Annotated in this window: 16 protein-coding genes; 9 read left to right on the top strand and 7 right to left on the bottom strand. The window is 69.2% G+C overall.

Annotated elements, in window-relative coordinates:
- The first annotated feature begins 95 nt into the window (after window positions 1–95).
- Window positions 96–494: a hypothetical protein gene (locus PSC72_RS12825; protein ID WP_274321801.1), complete on the top strand. Its 399-nt coding sequence runs from the start codon at window positions 96–98 to the stop codon at window positions 492–494.
- A 37-nt stretch (window positions 495–531) separates the two neighbouring features.
- On the opposite strand, the gene lrp is transcribed toward PSC72_RS12825, so the two are convergent.
- On the bottom strand, window positions 532–987 hold the full coding sequence (gene lrp, locus PSC72_RS12820; RefSeq protein WP_274321800.1) for an HTH-type transcriptional regulator Lrp: 456 nt from the start codon (window positions 985–987) through the stop codon (window positions 532–534).
- 127 nt (window positions 988–1,114) lie between these two features.
- Between lrp and glnA the strand changes: the two genes are divergently transcribed.
- The 3 genes from glnA to PSC72_RS12805 all read left to right on the top strand — a co-directional run bounded on the left by glnA (window position 1,115) and on the right by PSC72_RS12805 (window position 4,610).
- A complete protein-coding gene (gene glnA, locus PSC72_RS12815; protein ID WP_274321799.1) occupies window positions 1,115–2,485 on the top strand; it encodes a type I glutamate--ammonia ligase in 1,371 nt (456 codons plus the stop codon).
- Between the two features lie 202 nt (window positions 2,486–2,687).
- On the top strand, window positions 2,688–3,461 hold the full coding sequence (locus PSC72_RS12810; RefSeq protein ID WP_274321798.1) for an endonuclease/exonuclease/phosphatase family protein: 774 nt from the start codon (window positions 2,688–2,690) through the stop codon (window positions 3,459–3,461).
- 483 nt (window positions 3,462–3,944) lie between these two features.
- Entirely contained in the window at window positions 3,945–4,610 is a 666-nt protein-coding gene (locus PSC72_RS12805; protein WP_274321797.1) for a CDP-alcohol phosphatidyltransferase family protein, read from the top strand.
- Window positions 4,611–4,643: 33 nt separating this feature from the next.
- Here PSC72_RS12805 and PSC72_RS12800 read toward each other — a convergent pair whose 3' ends face one another.
- The 3 genes from PSC72_RS12800 to PSC72_RS12790 all read right to left on the bottom strand — a co-directional run bounded on the left by PSC72_RS12800 (window position 4,644) and on the right by PSC72_RS12790 (window position 6,891).
- Window positions 4,644–5,423: a PHP-associated domain-containing protein gene (locus PSC72_RS12800; RefSeq protein ID WP_274321796.1), complete on the bottom strand. Its 780-nt coding sequence runs from the start codon at window positions 5,421–5,423 to the stop codon at window positions 4,644–4,646.
- 95 nt (window positions 5,424–5,518) lie between these two features.
- A complete protein-coding gene (locus tag PSC72_RS12795) occupies window positions 5,519–6,031 on the bottom strand; it encodes a ribonuclease BN (protein ID WP_274321795.1) in 513 nt (170 codons plus the stop codon).
- Entirely contained in the window at window positions 6,028–6,891 is an 864-nt protein-coding gene (locus PSC72_RS12790) for a YihY/virulence factor BrkB family protein (protein WP_274321794.1), read from the bottom strand. The genes PSC72_RS12795 and PSC72_RS12790 overlap by 4 nt, the downstream gene beginning before the upstream one ends.
- A gap of 161 nt (window positions 6,892–7,052) precedes the next feature.
- Between PSC72_RS12790 and PSC72_RS12785 the strand changes: the two genes are divergently transcribed.
- Window positions 7,053–7,436, top strand: coding sequence for a hypothetical protein (locus PSC72_RS12785; RefSeq protein ID WP_274321793.1), 384 nt, complete (start codon window positions 7,053–7,055; stop codon window positions 7,434–7,436).
- Window positions 7,437–7,511: 75 nt separating this feature from the next.
- Here the strand turns inward: PSC72_RS12785 and PSC72_RS12780 are convergent, their stop codons facing one another.
- A complete protein-coding gene (locus tag PSC72_RS12780) occupies window positions 7,512–8,633 on the bottom strand; it encodes a tRNA (guanine(26)-N(2))-dimethyltransferase (RefSeq protein ID WP_274321792.1) in 1,122 nt (373 codons plus the stop codon).
- A 209-nt stretch (window positions 8,634–8,842) separates the two neighbouring features.
- Here PSC72_RS12780 and PSC72_RS12775 point away from each other — a divergent pair, with 209 nt between their 5' ends.
- Both PSC72_RS12775 and PSC72_RS12770 read left to right on the top strand, forming a co-directional pair.
- Complete coding sequence (locus PSC72_RS12775; RefSeq protein WP_274321791.1) at window positions 8,843–9,190, top strand: hypothetical protein; 348 nt, start codon at window positions 8,843–8,845, stop codon at window positions 9,188–9,190.
- A 311-nt stretch (window positions 9,191–9,501) separates the two neighbouring features.
- The gene (locus PSC72_RS12770) at window positions 9,502–10,050 is read left to right on the top strand and encodes a mechanosensitive ion channel domain-containing protein (RefSeq protein ID WP_274321790.1); all 549 of its coding nucleotides are present in this window, start codon (window positions 9,502–9,504) and stop codon (window positions 10,048–10,050) included.
- A 34-nt stretch (window positions 10,051–10,084) separates the two neighbouring features.
- Here the strand turns inward: PSC72_RS12770 and PSC72_RS12765 are convergent, their stop codons facing one another.
- Together PSC72_RS12765 and PSC72_RS12760 are read right to left on the bottom strand one after the other, a co-directional pair.
- On the bottom strand, window positions 10,085–11,089 hold the full coding sequence (locus tag PSC72_RS12765) for a DUF7544 domain-containing protein (RefSeq protein WP_274321789.1): 1,005 nt from the start codon (window positions 11,087–11,089) through the stop codon (window positions 10,085–10,087).
- 83 nt (window positions 11,090–11,172) lie between these two features.
- Entirely contained in the window at window positions 11,173–11,565 is a 393-nt protein-coding gene (locus PSC72_RS12760) for a hypothetical protein (protein WP_274321788.1), read from the bottom strand.
- Between the two features lie 504 nt (window positions 11,566–12,069).
- Here PSC72_RS12760 and PSC72_RS12755 point away from each other — a divergent pair.
- The gene (locus tag PSC72_RS12755) at window positions 12,070–13,062 is read left to right on the top strand and encodes a formylglycine-generating enzyme family protein (RefSeq protein WP_274321787.1); all 993 of its coding nucleotides are present in this window, start codon (window positions 12,070–12,072) and stop codon (window positions 13,060–13,062) included.
- A 68-nt stretch (window positions 13,063–13,130) separates the two neighbouring features.
- Window positions 13,131–14,711 (top strand): alpha/beta hydrolase, encoded by a 1,581-nt coding sequence (locus PSC72_RS12750; protein ID WP_274321786.1) that lies wholly within the window; start codon window positions 13,131–13,133, stop codon window positions 14,709–14,711.
- The last annotated feature ends 69 nt before the right edge of the window (window positions 14,712–14,780 follow it).

Genomic DNA, 14,780 nt, shown 5'->3' with positions numbered 1-14,780 from the left:
ACCCGATTTCCGCACTTCTCTTCGTCTCCGACCGATCAGCGACGGCGTCGGTCTGCGTGCGGAAAGATTATATCGAACTGACACCACCGCTCGGTATGCGCGACCGTTCGCTGTCCGTCGCCGACCGGGTCGTCGCCGTCGGCCTGGTGCTACTCACTGCCGGCGTCTATCTCCACTGGGGCCAGGACCTAGTCGGGACGCTCGGGCTGCGAGTCCCGTGGGAGGCGAACGGCTTCTATCCCGGTAGAGCGGTGGTGCTCGTCCCGCCGGCCGCCTACGTCCTCGTCCGAGCGGGCCGCTCGCTTCCCCGGGTCGAGGTGGCGACTCTGAGTCTCGCCGCAGTCGCCTGCGTCGCGTACCCGCCGGTCAGACTCCTGCAAGCACCGGGCGGATACACCCCGGATATCGGCTTCTTCCCGACGACGCTGAGCGGGCTGCTGTTCGCCGTCGCGGCCACGACGCGCTACGCAACGACTGTCGGAGAACGGGAGTGATCTGCTCGACCCGGCGGTCGGGTCGGTGGCGGTCGGGCTACTCCGTGTCGAGTTCGAACTGCTCGTGCTCGGAGGCGGCGTTGAGCACGACGCTGGTGTTGGACTCCTTGATCTCGGGGTCGACGAGCAGTTCTTTGATGTGCTCGTTCATGCCGTCGGTGTCGGTGAACTTGCCGATGGCGATGATGTCGTAGTCGCCCGTGACCTCGTAGACCGAGACCATCTTCTCGTGGTCGCGCAGCGACTCGGTGACCTCCGGGAGGGAGCTCCCCTCGACTTTCAGCTGGAGGATCGCGGTCACGTCGTAGCCGAGCTTGTCGTAGTCGACCTTCGGGGTGTACCCCTGGATGATGCCGTCGTCTTCCAGATCCGAGAGGTGATTCGAGACGGTCGTCACCGACACGTCGAGGTCCTCGCCGAGGCTCCGGAGGCTCGCACGCCCGTCGCCCAGCAGCGCGTTTACCAACTTGCGGTCGAGATTTTCGTACGTCATTACACCCAGCAACTATCCCCGGGCATTAGAATTTTACGAATATTCAATTCCGCTCGTCGAAGGGGAAGAATTGCGCAGATGGACAGGATTTTAATACTATGGGTCTACCCTTCGGGTGTCGATAAACATGACAAGCGAAAACGCGCAACCGGACGGGGGTCTCTCCGCGGAGGCACAGGACGTGCTCGACGAGATCGAAGAAGAGAACGTCGACTTCCTGCGTCTGCAGTTCACGGACATTCTGGGGACGGTCAAGAACGTCTCGGTACCGGCCGACCAGGCCGAGAAGGCGTTCACAGAGGGTATCTACTTCGACGGCTCGTCGATCAACGGCTTCGTCCGCATCCAGGAGTCGGACATGCGCCTGGACCCGGACCCGTCGACGTTCGCCATCCTCCCGTGGCGCAACGACGACGACAGCGCCGCCGCGCGCCTCATCTGTGACGTGATCGATACGTCCAGCGGCCAGCCGTTCGCCGGCGACCCGCGCGGGATCCTCAAGCGCGCCATCCAGCGCGCCGAGGACATGGGGTACACCGTCAACGCCGCGCCCGAGCCCGAGTTCTTCCTCTTCGAGGAGGACGAAGAGGGTCGCGCGACGACGAAGACCAACGACGTCGGCGGCTACTTCGACCTCGCGCCCAAGGACCTCGCCCAGGACGTCCGCCGGGACATCATCTTCGGCCTGGAGGACATGGGCTTCGACATCGAGGCCAGCCACCACGAGGTCGCCGAAGGGCAACACGAGATCAACTTCACGTACGACGACGCGCTGTCGACGGCCGACAACGTCGCCACGTTCCGCGCGGTCGTCCGCGCCATCGCGGCCGAACACGACCTGCACGCGACGTTCATGCCCAAGCCCATCCCGCGCATCAACGGGTCGGGCATGCACACGCACTTCTCGCTGTTCCAGGACGGCGAGAACGCCTTCCACGACGACGACGACGAGTTCAACCTGAGCGAGACGGCCAAGCAGTTCACCGCCGGCATCCTCGACCACGCCGAGGCGCTGGCCGCCGTCACCAACCCGACGGTCAACTCCTACAAGCGACTCGTCCCGGGCTACGAGGCGCCGGTGTACGTCGCCTGGTCCGACCGGAACCGCTCGGCGCTCATCCGCAAGCCCGCCGCGCGCGTCCCGGCCGCCTCCCGCATCGAGGCGCGCTTCCCGGACCCGTCGTGTAACCCCTACCTCGCCTTCGCCGCGCTCATCCACGCCGGCCTCGACGGCATCGAGCGCGGCCTCGACTGCGACGACCCGGTCCGCGAGAACATCTACGAGTTCGACGAGCAGAAACGCGAGGAGTACGGCATCACCACGCTCCCGTCGAACCTCGGCGAGGCCATCGACGCGCTCGAATCCGACGAGGTCATCCAGGACGCCCTCGGCGAGCACGTCTACGAGAACTTCGTCGAAGCGAAGACCAAGGAGTTCGAGGAGTACATCGTCGAGGTCTCCCAGTGGGAACTCGACCAGTACCTCGAGACGTTCTAAGTCGCCACCGACGCTCTCGTTCGCGGATTTTTCGGCTCCCACGCCCGCGGGGCGCTCGTCCCGCGATCATTTCGCTGCTCGGCCGTCGCCCAGCCGCCGCTGTGATCCATCCGAACTGACACGTCACCGTCGGCTTTATAGGTCCATACTGGTTCTATCCCCCCAACGACGGTCGGTCGCCTCCACGGGCGACGGAGAATGTGTGAAGATACTCTCGTGTAACGCCGGTTACCTGCTCGATTACGACGGATCGCTACGCGAATACGCGCTGAAACCCCACCGGGGGCTGCTCGGCAGCGACGCCGCCGAGGAACGCGCCACCGAGCGCCTCGCCGACGTCATCGCCGAGGAGCGCCCCGACGTGGTCTGCCTCCTCGAAGTCGACCAGGGGTCGATGCGGACGATGACCGAGGGGCAGGTCACCCGCCTCGCCGAGATGCTCACCGAGCGCGGCCTCGCCTACCACGCCCGCGCCGACGCCAAGTACGGCGACGGCAACGTCCTCGGCCACCTGCCGGTCCTCTCGCACCTCTCGAACGGCCTGCTCGTCCGCGACGACCTCGACGCGACCATCGAGGCCCACTACCTCGAAACCGGCCCGAAGCGCCTGGTCACCGAGGTCACCCTGGACGGCCTCTCGATCTTCGGTGTCCACCTCGCGATGAGCGGCCGCGGCCGGCGCAAGCAACTCGACGAGATCGCCGCTATCGTCGCCGAGCGCGACCGCGTCGTCGTCTGCGGCGACTTCAACGCCTACGACGGCCTCGACGAGGTCGAGGAGGCCCTCGAAGAGACGGGCCTGGTCCTGCACAATCCCGGCGAGACCGTCCCGAAACGCCCCTTCGACACCATCGTCTCCGAGACCCGGACGCTGGATTTCTTCCTCGCCTCCCCCGACATCCGGCCCACCCGCTGCGACGTCATCGACGTCCAGATCTCGGACCACCGCCCCGTCGTCTTCGAGTTCGACGAGTGAACGCGGGGCGAATCGGCGACTTCTCTTTCTGCCGTGGCGCGCGCTGTCGCGGCCTCCGTGCCGCGACGGAGCCGTGCGAGGGATGAGCATCACAGCGAACGAAGTGAGCGAGAAGCGCAGTCGGTTGGGGAGGTGTGAGGCGCGGTGCTGTGCGGTGCTGTCCCTGGCGGATTGAAAGGGCGAGGCCCCGCTCCGGGAAGACGGGCGATGAAAGCACCGTGGTTCGAGAGAGCGAAGCTCTCTCGTCATCACGAAAGAGTGCTTTGCACTCTTTCGAACGACAGCGTAGCGAGGAGCGCAGCGAGCCCCTCGACCGGAGCGGGCCGAGGGCTTTCATCACTCACCGGCAACTGCGGTCACGACAACTCCTAGCGAGCGGGCCGAGGACTCGCGCGGTTCACGGCCGATTTCGACCGCAGCCACACGAACACCGAGCGACACAGATCGGTGGACACATGCACGACCGAGGAGCAATCCAGCACCATGAGTATCGACTGGCGGGAGCGGGCGGGCGAGATATGGACCGTCCCGAACCTCATCTCCCTCTCTCGGCTGCCGCTGGTCGCGGGGATCGCCGTCACCCTCCACTCCCCGGTGCGGTACGTCCTCCTCGCGCTCATCGTCCTCTCGGACGGCGTCGACGGCTGGGTCGCCCGCAAACTCGACCAGACGACGGAACTCGGCGCCATGCTGGACCCGGCGCTGGACAAGCTCACGGCGCTGGTCGTCGTCGCGATCCTGTTCCCGCGGCTTGACCTCCCCCTCGCGTATCTCGTCCTCTTTTTCGCCCGCGACGCCTTCGTCGTCTCGCTGGCGCCGCTCGTGCCGCTGTACGGCTTCGACACGAGCAAGGTGCAGGCGCGGCTCCCGGGGAAGGTCGTCACGAATCTCCAGTTCCTGGCGATGGTGGCGATGCTGGTTCCGGCCGTCGCGACCACGGAAGCGCTGCTGTGGGCGCTCGGACTCGCCTCGGCGGTGGCGATCACCGACTACGTGGTGTTCGTGGCGCGGGAACTGAGCGACCGCGCGTGGGTCCACGACCGGCGCGGCGTCGTCGCCGCCGCGGTCGGCGTCTTCGCGGCGTTCGCGCTCGTCGTCGGGTTCCTGCTGTCGGAGGAACTGGCCGACTGGCTTGCGGCGCTCGGATAGGAGTCGGTGGGGCCGAGGTTCAGCGCCGACCGCTCACCGATAGGCGTTCATGTCGGCGAAGCGGTCGGGGTAGTCGCCGGCAGGGTGGGTCGGCTCGTCGCCCTCCAGCACGACGCGTTTGAACTTGTCGTAGGTGTTCTCCCAGCCGAGGTGGGCGAACTCGGCCCGGCGCTTGAGGAGGTGCGTCAGGCCGTTGCGGTGGTACATCCGCCGCGGCGCGCCCGAGCGCAGCGCCTCCACCAGATCGGCGGCGGAGTCGATGGGCCGCTCGAACTCGACCCAGGCCTCGCCGATCGTGGTGGTGAGGTGGGCGTACGAGGAGATGTAGGTCTGGAGGCCCGAGTCGCGGGCGATCTCGCGGGCGCGGCGGTCGTCCCAGGGCCAGTGTTTCGGGTTGTACACCTCGACGGCGTCGACACGGTCGGCGTAGGTAGCGATGTCCGACTCGGTCATGCTGAGGGTGAGGAACTCGGGGTGGGGAACGAGGATGCCGGTGTCCTGGTCGGCGATCTCGGCCATCGTGTCCTCAAGGGTGAGGAAGTCGGGGACCGGTTCGTCGGGGTCGACGGCGAGAACGTGCTTGCGGTCGGTCCACGTGTCGGTGAAGTACTCTCGGCCGGGGACGACGAGGAGTTCGTCGTCGGAGAAGCGGGCGGCGCGCTCGCGGATGGTCGAGAGGTGTTCGAAGTGGGGAGCGTAGACGAGGGCGTCGAGTCCGACGGCCTTGGCCCGGCGGACGACCTTCTCATCGAGGATCTTGACGTGGAGGTCCACGCGCGACTCGCCGTCGGTCGATCCGCCACCCCGAGGCATGCCTTGAGGTACGCAAGGCGGAGTTTAGATGTTACGAAGACGGCGGCGCGCCGTCGGCGACCGCGCGGTCGGCCGGCGTCGGCCGCGCTGCGGCGTCACCGGAACTTGCCGACGAGGTCGCGCAGCCCGGCCGCTTTGCGGCCGGCGGCGATGAACGACCCCATCACGACCATGAAGACGTAGAGGCCGAGCGTGGAGAGCCAGACGACGAGCATGGCGGCGACGGCGACCCAGTTACTCAGGTAGTAGAAGGCGCCGATCGTCATCGCCGTCCCGTAGAGGAGGACGAGGTAAGGGCCCCAGCCGGTCGCGTGACCGCGGCGCTGGCGCTTGCGGACGTAGCGACGGAGCTCCGCGCGGATGTCGTCCCGGTGGACGGTCTTCTCGTCGATGCGCTCCCGCAGCGCCTCCAGTTCGTCGCGCAGCTCGTCGACCTCGTCGTCCGCTCCGGGGTCCGGAGTCTCGCGCGCCCGCGAGTCCTCACGCTCCCCCACGCTCCCCCCGTCGGTCCCGGTCGCGCCGTCGGCGACGGGATCGGGGTCCGGGGACGCGGTCGATTCGTCCTCCCCGGCGGACGCGTCGTCGTCAGCACCAGTATCGGCGGTCATATGCGCGTGTCTCGTGTGTCGCCTGGCTCCCCCTTGGTATTGGTGGTCGCACGTGCTTGCTCCGCCAATACCGCGTTGAGTGTGGCGCCGACGAGGACGACGATGCTCCCCGCGTAGTACCACGTGACCAGCAGCAGCACGACGCCGAACACGCCGTAGACGTCGAACTGCCCGGCCATGCCCGCGTAGATACGAAAACCCGTCCCGAGGAGCGTCCAGCCGACGGCCGCGAAGACCGTTCCCGGCGCCGCCTGGCGGACGGTCCCGTCGGTGTCGGGGAAGACGTAGAACAGGGGATAGAAGACGACGGTCAGCACGACGACGAGCGCGAGCGTCCCGAACACGCCGACGAAGGCGATGCCGGAGTAGCTGACGAGCGTGCCGATCACGACCAGCGCCGCCAGTCCGATCCCGACCGCGCCGAGCGCGACCAGCGCGTCACGGACCCGTCCGAGCAGCGACGCGGCCGCCTCCGTGCCGTAGATCCGCGAGAACGCGACGTCCAGCCCGCGGAACACCTTGAGCGTACTCCACGCGAGCAGCGGGAGGCTAACTATCGTCGCCGGCGCCCGCCCGGAGGCGTCGACCAGCGTCGTGCGGACGAGGTCGCGGCCGACCGGCGAGAGCGCGTTCCCGGTCACGGCGACGACCTCCGCGGCCAGGTCCTCCCCGCCGACCGCCGACGCGACGACCAGCAGCAGCATCAGCGCCGGCAGCAGGGAGACGAAGGCGTAGTAGGCGATGCCCGCCGCCAGGAACGTCACCTCCCGCTCCTGGACGAGCGCGACGACGGCCTTGACGACGGCGACGGCGTCGCGGCCGGTCGCGACCGCGCGCCCGCCCGCTGAGTCGCTCTGCACGCTTCCGACTGCGGCCCTGCCACACAAATAGCCCCGGCACCGAACGGCCAGCCCAGTACTGAACGGCCGGCGGGTCGAGACCGGCGGCGGGCGACCCGAGACCCGCGGTCGGCGGCTCGCGGGACGAAAGGACCAAGACGCGGCCGCTGTGACCGATCGGTATGGATCCCACGCTGGACGGAGTCGTGATGCGCGCGACCGTCGTCCTGCTCGTCGCCGGCCTCTGTCTCGTCACGGCCGGTACCGCCGGCCTCGGCGGGTCGCTCCCGCTCGCGTTCGCCCTGGCCGTCGTCGGGGCCGGCCTGTACCTCGTCGCGACGACCGTCGACGCGCCCGCCGACGGCCTCGGCGTCCGGGAGGTCGCGACCGACCTCTGGACCGGTCCGCTGCTCGCCGCCGTCGTCGTCCTCGTCTGGCTCGAGGGCTCACCCGGCGAGATACAGGCCCTCGGGGGCCTCGTCGGCCTCGTGGGTATGTTGAACTACTTCCTGCGCCCTCTCTACCACCTCGTCTACGGCGCCGTCGGCCGCGTCGCGAACGCGTGACGCGACGTCCGGTACCGACTCACTTCTCCCCGGTGGAGTCCTCGTCGCCGGACGCGCCCTCCCCGGAACGCCCGCTCACTCCTCGTCGAGTGCCGCCGCCCGGATCTCCGTCACGTCGGCGTCGGTCTTGAACGTCGTCCCGCCGTAGTGGGTCCGCGAGGCCGAGAATCCGGCGTCGCGCAGCCGCTCGATGAACTTGTCCATCGCGACGGCGCCGACGCCCCAGCGCTTGCACAGGCGGTGCTGGTCGTAGTGGGTCGGCTCGTCGAGTTCCGCGGCGACCGTCTCGCAGAGGTCGCGGGCTTCCGCGGCGGTCCCCATCCCGTCGTCGACGGCGTCGCGCACCGCCTCGGCGAACGCCGGGTCGCAGGTCCGCCCGAGCCAGATCGGCCCCGCTGTCTGGATGGCCTCGTCGCACTCGGGACACCAGTCGAGCGGGTCGGCGATCAGCCCGCGCGTCGCCTCGCGGAAGAGGCAGTGTTCGCAGTGGTCGACGTGGCCGAGGTCGCCGACGAGCGCGTCGGCCGCCTGCGCGCCGGAGTCCAGCCGGAGGTACGTCCGGGCGTAGTGCTTCGTGGCGTGGCTGAAGACGGGTTCGGCGGCCAGGTCGTAGCGCGCCGCCGTGCGGACGAGCGCCGAGATGAGGACTCGAAGTCCCATCTCGGCGTGGTACTCGGTGTTGCGCGGGACCGCCGAGTAGTGGCGGACGCCGCTCTCGAAGTGGGCGCCACAGAGGGGCGCGGTGTCGGTCGCGGTGATGCAGACCAGCCGGCTCGCCCCGCGGAACGCCGCGTCGGCGAACGGGATGGGCGTGCCGAACGGGTCCACGTCGACCACGTCGAACGTCTCCTCGTGCATGAGCGCGTTGGCGTCGCGGTGGACGACCCGCCCGTCCAGATCGTTGCGAGCCAGGTTCTCGCGGCACAGCTCGACCGCGTCGGGGTCGACGTCGCACAGCGTCGCGTCGTACCCCTCGGCGGCGGCGCGGACGCCGCGGATACCGGAGGCCGCGTTGGCGTCGAGGTAGCTGGGCGTCCGGTCGCCGTCGCCGTCGCGCTCGGCTTCCAGCGCTCGCAGGACGGCGACGGTCAGGTCGCGGTTCAGCTCCTGAACCGGGTTGAAGAAGACGTCCTCGCCGACGCCGGCGTCGGCCTGCTCGGGCACCTCGACAGCGACCGTCCCCTCGGTGACGCGCATACGTCGGTCCTGGCCGGCGACCGCGAAAAGGGATGCGTTCTCGGACCGCGAGGGGACCGCCCCGCTCTCCGGGTGCCCGTCGACTCTCGGTGCGCTTCACGGTCCCGACCGTTCACGCCGTCTTACTCGTTCCCGCTCGGCGGTACGCCCGGATTTCCGTTTGCGCGCACCGAACCTGTTTAGTCGGGGTGTCCCAAAGAGGTGGTATCGTGAACGCGGTCGACCGCTGGGAGACCGCGCTCGCCGAGTCGGGGGAGCTCACCCCCGACGCCGTCGATCTCATCCTCGACGCACACGGCGAGCGCGGGGCCCGCGCGATCGAAGCCGTCTCCGAGCGGCGCGTCAAGGAGTACCGCGATTTCACCGTCGTCGTCGGCCACCACGACGAGTACGTCGTCGAAGACGACTCCTGTGACTGCAACGACGCCACCTACAACCTCGACGACGAGGACCCCGAAGAGCTGTGCTGGCACGCCATCGCCGTCCGCATCGCCCGCGCCATCGACGCCCTCGACCACCACGACATGTGGTACTCCGAAGTCCGGGAGTTCCTTTGACCATCTTTTTCGCTCGGGGGTCGTGCGTAGCGCGACCCCCCGAGCCAAAAACATGGGTGAAAAAGGCCGCTCGCGCCGTCGGCGCGAGCGGTGAACCGGCGCCTGCGGTGCCGGATGCTTGACCGCACCGCCCCGCCACCACCCCGCGACCGCTCCGCGACCGCACCGCCACCACCCCGCGACCGCCCCGTTACCACTCCGCGACCGCACCGCCACTGCTCCGCTACCACTCCGCTGCCGCACTGCACCCCTCCGTTTCCGGTCGAACCGGCCCCCCGAAACTCTTGGACCGTCCGTCCTTTGGGGTCGCTATGCAAACGCCGGTCGAGTACCTGTCGGACCTCGCGATCGAGACGGTCAACGAGTTGGCGGCCGCGCTGCGGACGGCCATCCCGCGGCTCGTCATGGCCGTCATCTTCGTCTCGATCGCGTACGTGTTGATAAAGATCATCCTGCTGGTGCTCCGCCGGTTCTTCCGTGGTATCTACCCGGAGGAACAGGACCTCATCGCCCAGCTGTGGGTGACGGTCGTCGGCGTCTTCCTCTGGTTCGGCGCCGGGCTCGTCCTCCTGAAGATCCTCGGGATGGGCGACGTGGCAGCGAGCCTCGGGACCGCGACCGGGTTCATCGCGCTCGGCGTCTCCTACGCCCTCTCTGAGATGATCGAGGACGCCGTCGCCGGCGTCTACCTCCTGCGGGACCCCGACTTCAACCCCGGCGACCGCGTCACGACCCAGTCGATGACCGGCACGGTCAGCGCCATCGAACTCCGCAAGAGCCGGTTCGAACTCGACGAGGGCGACACGGTCGTCCTCGCCAACCGCGAGGTCGAGAAGCGCTGGACGAGAGAAGCCGAGTGACGGCGACCGACGGCGACCGACGGCGCCGGCCCGCTCAGTCGCGGACCGCCGCTCGCTGGTCGGGGATCAGATCGAACCGTTCGTTCGTGTCGCCGAGCACCAGCAACGCGTAGTACCGCAGGTACGTGATCACCGGGACCTGTACCAACGCGGCGACGGCGATCACCGCGAGGGCGAACAGGAGGCCGACGACGACGAACGCCGCGATCCCGACGGGCTCGGCGAGGACGAACAGTCCGAAGGCCAGCGCGGCCAGGACGCCGAACGGGATCAACAGCAGGACGGCGAGGATCGCTGTGACGACGCCGACGAGCGCGCTCCCGACGATCCCGAGCACGAACGCGAGGACGGCGTACGCGAGGTACTCGGTCCATTGCCCGGTGAGTGTCGGCCAGAAGCGCCGCCAGCCCGCGATCACGCCGCAGTCCTCGGCTATCATCACCGGGACGACGAACGCGGTCGTGAACCCGCCGACCACCGCGGCGACGAACACGATCGCGAGGAACGCGGGAATCAACAGTATCGCGAGCAGCGCCGTCGACGCGACTGCATCGCCGAGCGCAAGCGGGACGAAGACGAGTGCCGCGAGGAGCGCCAGGGCGGCCAGTACCGCCAGTCCGAGGAGTAGCCGAAAGCCGAACAGACGGAGCCCGCGCCGGAAGTACCGCCGCCAGTAGGCGCGGATCTGGACGTCCTCTTCCCGGAGCGACTCGACCAGCACGAACTCCATCACCGAACCGACGAGCACGAGCGCCAGGGCGAGCGCGACGGCGACGACCACCGCGACGGCGATCGCGATCCACGCTTCGACGGGGACATCGACCGGTCCGCCGTCCACCGGCATTCCGCCAGGGCCGCCGTTCGCCGGCGCCTCGGCGCCCGCCCCGCCGAACTGCGCGCCGCCCGCGTTCGCCGTCGGGAGGCCGACGAACAGGCCTATCAGCGCGAGCTTCGCCCACCGGGTCCGGTCGACGGGTCGGAGGAACGCGCCGGTCGCCCGATAGGCGTCGTCGACGGCGTCGAGCGCGGACAGTGACATGTCTCAGCGTCCGCACGAACGCGAGAAAAGTATGCGTCGGGTAGTCGCCGCGTAGCGCGGCCATACCGCGCCGTAACGGCGGACTATTCCGACCCGGGGTCGAGCCGGTACCGGACCGTCGGTTGGCCCTCGAACGTGGGGCCGCCGCCGGCGTGCTCGAACCCAGCGTCCTCCGCGGATTCGCGCGTCTCGCTCTCGTCCTCGGGAACGAGGAGTTCGACGGTCATGCCCTCCGCCGTCGCGAAGCGGATGGGTTCTTCGAGCAAGCGGTCGCGGACGGCCGCCGTGCCTTCGAGCTGCGTGACGTGGACCGTGTCTTCGCGCGCGTCGTAGCTGACGAACCCCTGTATCTCCTCGTCGTCGGCCGCGACGCGGACGGTCCGGTCGTGAACCAGGTTCCGCATCACGTCCTGTGGAGACGCCGTGAGCTCCGCCAGCCGCTCGGCGTCCGCTTCGACTGCGTCCCGGATGTCCATACCGCCACCAGGCTCCCTGCGCCATTAAATCCCCGCCTAGGAGCGGACTTCGCTGTCACTGGATCTGCGAACCGCGCCGGCGACGGAACGGGAGCGGTGAACAGCGTGCAAGCCCCGACCGCAGACAGCGCCAGTACCGGCACCGCAAACAGCGTGAAAGCCCCGACCGGTTCGGCTCGCGCGGGTCGCTGCGCTCCTCGGGCTTCGCCCTGCGGTGCTTGCTTCCCCGGGCTTCCCCGAACCGGTCGCCCCTTTCATTCCCACCCACACAGACGAGCCGACTGGCCGAAGCGGGCGGGAATGAAGGGGGCCGGGCGCTCGTCAGACGAGACGACGTAAGCACTGGAGCGAACGCAGTGAGCGAAGCGCGCAACGAGTCGCAGTCGGCGAGCGCCCGGGGGCTTTCACGCTGTTCTCGGTGCTGTCTCCGATAGTAGCCGCAGAGCTATCAAACCAAACTCCTCGCACCCAAACCGTTTACTCCGCACCGGTCGAAGCGCGGGCGTGAGCGAGGACGACCGCGCCTGCTGTAGCCCCGCGCGCGAAACTGGTGACACCGGCCACGGCGACGCTTCCACTGCGGACCCGGATTGGCGGACGGAACCCGCTACCGACGACGAGCGCACCGACCGGATGGTCCGGATCGACGGGGGGACCTTCCGGATGGGCACCGACGAGGACGTGGGCTTCCCGGAGGACGGCGAGGGGCCGGCCCGCGAGGTCACGACCGATCCCTACTACGTCGACCGATACGCCGTCACGAACGCCGAGTTCCTGGAGTTCGTCCGCGACACGGGGTACACGACCGACGCCGAGCGGTTCGGCTGGTCGTTCGTCTTCGAGGACTTCGTGGCCGAGGGCGACCGCGAACACGCCCGGGACCGGGTTCCCGGTGCCGACTGGTGGCTCGCCGTCTCGGGCGCCGACTGGTTCCACCCTCGCGGCCCGAGTTCGAGCGTCGTCGACGACGACCTGCTGAAACACCCGGTCACGCACGTCTCCTGGGCCGACGCGGCGGCCTACGCCGAGTGGGCGGGCAAACGGCTCCCGACCGAGGCCGAGTGGGAGCGAGCGGCCCGCGGCGGCCGCGAGGGCACGCGCTTCCCGTGGGGTGACGAACTCGAACCCGACGGCGAACACCGCTGTAACGTCTGGCAGGGCGACTTCCCCGAGCGCAACACCGGGGCGGACGGCTACCTCGCCACCGCGCCCGTCGACGCCTACGAGCCGAACGACTTCGGCCTCCGGAACGTCTGCGGCAACGTCTGGGAGTGGTGTCGCGACTGGTTCGGCGCCGGCCACCACACCACCGACGCCTACGACCCCGAGAACCCCGTCGGCCCGGAGTCCGGCGACGAACGGGTGATGCGCGGCGGCTCGCACCTCTGTCACGAGTCGTGGTGCAACCGCTACCGGCTGGCCGCCCGGTCGAAGAACGACCCCGAGAGCTCCACAGGCAACGTCGGCTTCCGCTGCGTCGTCGACGCCGGGCGATAGATGTCGGAGAACGAATAGAAATCGCGTTCGCCACACGCTGAAGTCCCCGCCGCGTCTCGCTCGATCCGATGACGACGTTCGACCCCGAACCACCCTCCACGAGTGACGCTCGCTCCCGCAGAACTGTCCTCCGTACGGTCGCCGGCCTCGCCTGCGCCGGCGCGCTCGCGGGCTGTAACGACACCTCCGGCGCCTCCACCGACTCGCCGATCCCGGGCGGAACCGGGACCGACGCCCCCGTCTCGACGACGACGGCCACGCCCACGCCGACGGTGACGGCACCGCCGACGGGGACGCAGATGCCTACGCCGGACTCCACGGGCACGCCCGCGTCCACGGCGACCCCGACGCCGTCATCCACGCCGGCGGGGCGGGAGACCGCTCGCGAGTTCGTCGCGCGCCTCCGCGCGGGCGAGTTCGACGCCGCCCATTCGCTGTTCGGGGACACCCTCGCGTCGCGGATGCCGCGACCGACGCTCGAACGCTACTGGCTCGGGCTCACCGCCCAGCACGGCGCGGTCGAGTCCGTCGGGAGCGTCGAGTCCGGTACCCGCGACGGGTCGGAGACGCTGGTCGTCCCCGTCGAGTGCGCCGAGCGGCGCCAGCGGATCGAACTCGGCGTCGACGGCGACGGGGCGCTCTCCGGGCTGTGGTTCCCCGCGGAGTACTCGTCGCCCGAGTACGTCGACGAGTCGGCGTTCGCCGAGCGGACGTTGACGCTCGAACCCGGCGGCTGTTCGCTCCCCGCGACGCTGTCGGTGCCCGCCGGCGACGACGGCGGATCGACCGCGACGGCGACTGCCGGAACGAAGACGGCGACCGTTACGGACGTTGGAGACACCGTCCCGGGCGTGGTCCTCGTCCACGGAAGCGGGCAGCACGACCGCGACGGGACCATCCAGCCGAACGAGCCCTACCGCGACCTGGCCCAGGGCCTCGCCAGCCGCGGCGTCGCGGTCCTGCGCTACGACAAGCGGACGCACGCCTGCGACGTCCCTCGGGAGGAGTGGGCAATCGACGACATCATCGTCGACGACGCCGTCCACGCGCTGGGCGTCCTGCGTGACCAACCGGAGGTCGACCCCGACCGAACCGTCGTCGCGGGCCACAGCATCGGCGCGACTTGCGTCCCCCGGATCGCCGAGCGCGACGGATCCGTCGCCGGCGGCGCGCTCCTCGCGGGCAACGCCCGCCCGTTCACCGAGGTCTACCCCGAGCAGGTGAAACACCTCCTGGAGGTCCAGGGCGGTCTCTCCGCGCGCGAGGAGCGCCAGCTCTCGGCCGTGAAGCGACTCATGTCCGCCGTCGAGGACGGCTCCGTTGCGGACGACCGACAGATCGGCCCGGTCCCCGGGATCTGGTGGAAGACGCTCTCCGAGTACGACCAGGTCGCGACCGCCAACCGCGTCGACGCGCCCCTGTTCGTCGCCCACGGCGGGCGGGACTTCCAGATCCCGATCGACCCGGCGCTGTCGGGCTGGCGCGAGGGGCTGGACGACCCTGACACCCACCGATTCGAGCGCTATCCCGACCTTTCACACCTGTTCCACTCCGGAACGGAACCCTCGCTGACGACCGAGTACGTCTTCCCGGACAACGTGGAGGAGGCCCTCGTCGCCGACCTGGCCGAGTGGGTGACCGGGCTGTAGGTCCGCGGGTGCGCAGCTCGGCCGTCGCATGGCGATGGACTTGTGAGCGTCGGCCGCGAACCGTCGAGC

Source organism: Halosimplex aquaticum (genome assembly GCF_028747785.1).
Lineage (GTDB): Archaea > Halobacteriota > Halobacteria > Halobacteriales > Haloarculaceae > Halosimplex > Halosimplex aquaticum.
Note: the sequence above shows the minus strand (reverse complement) of the source record. Positions and strands in the feature narration are given on the sequence as shown.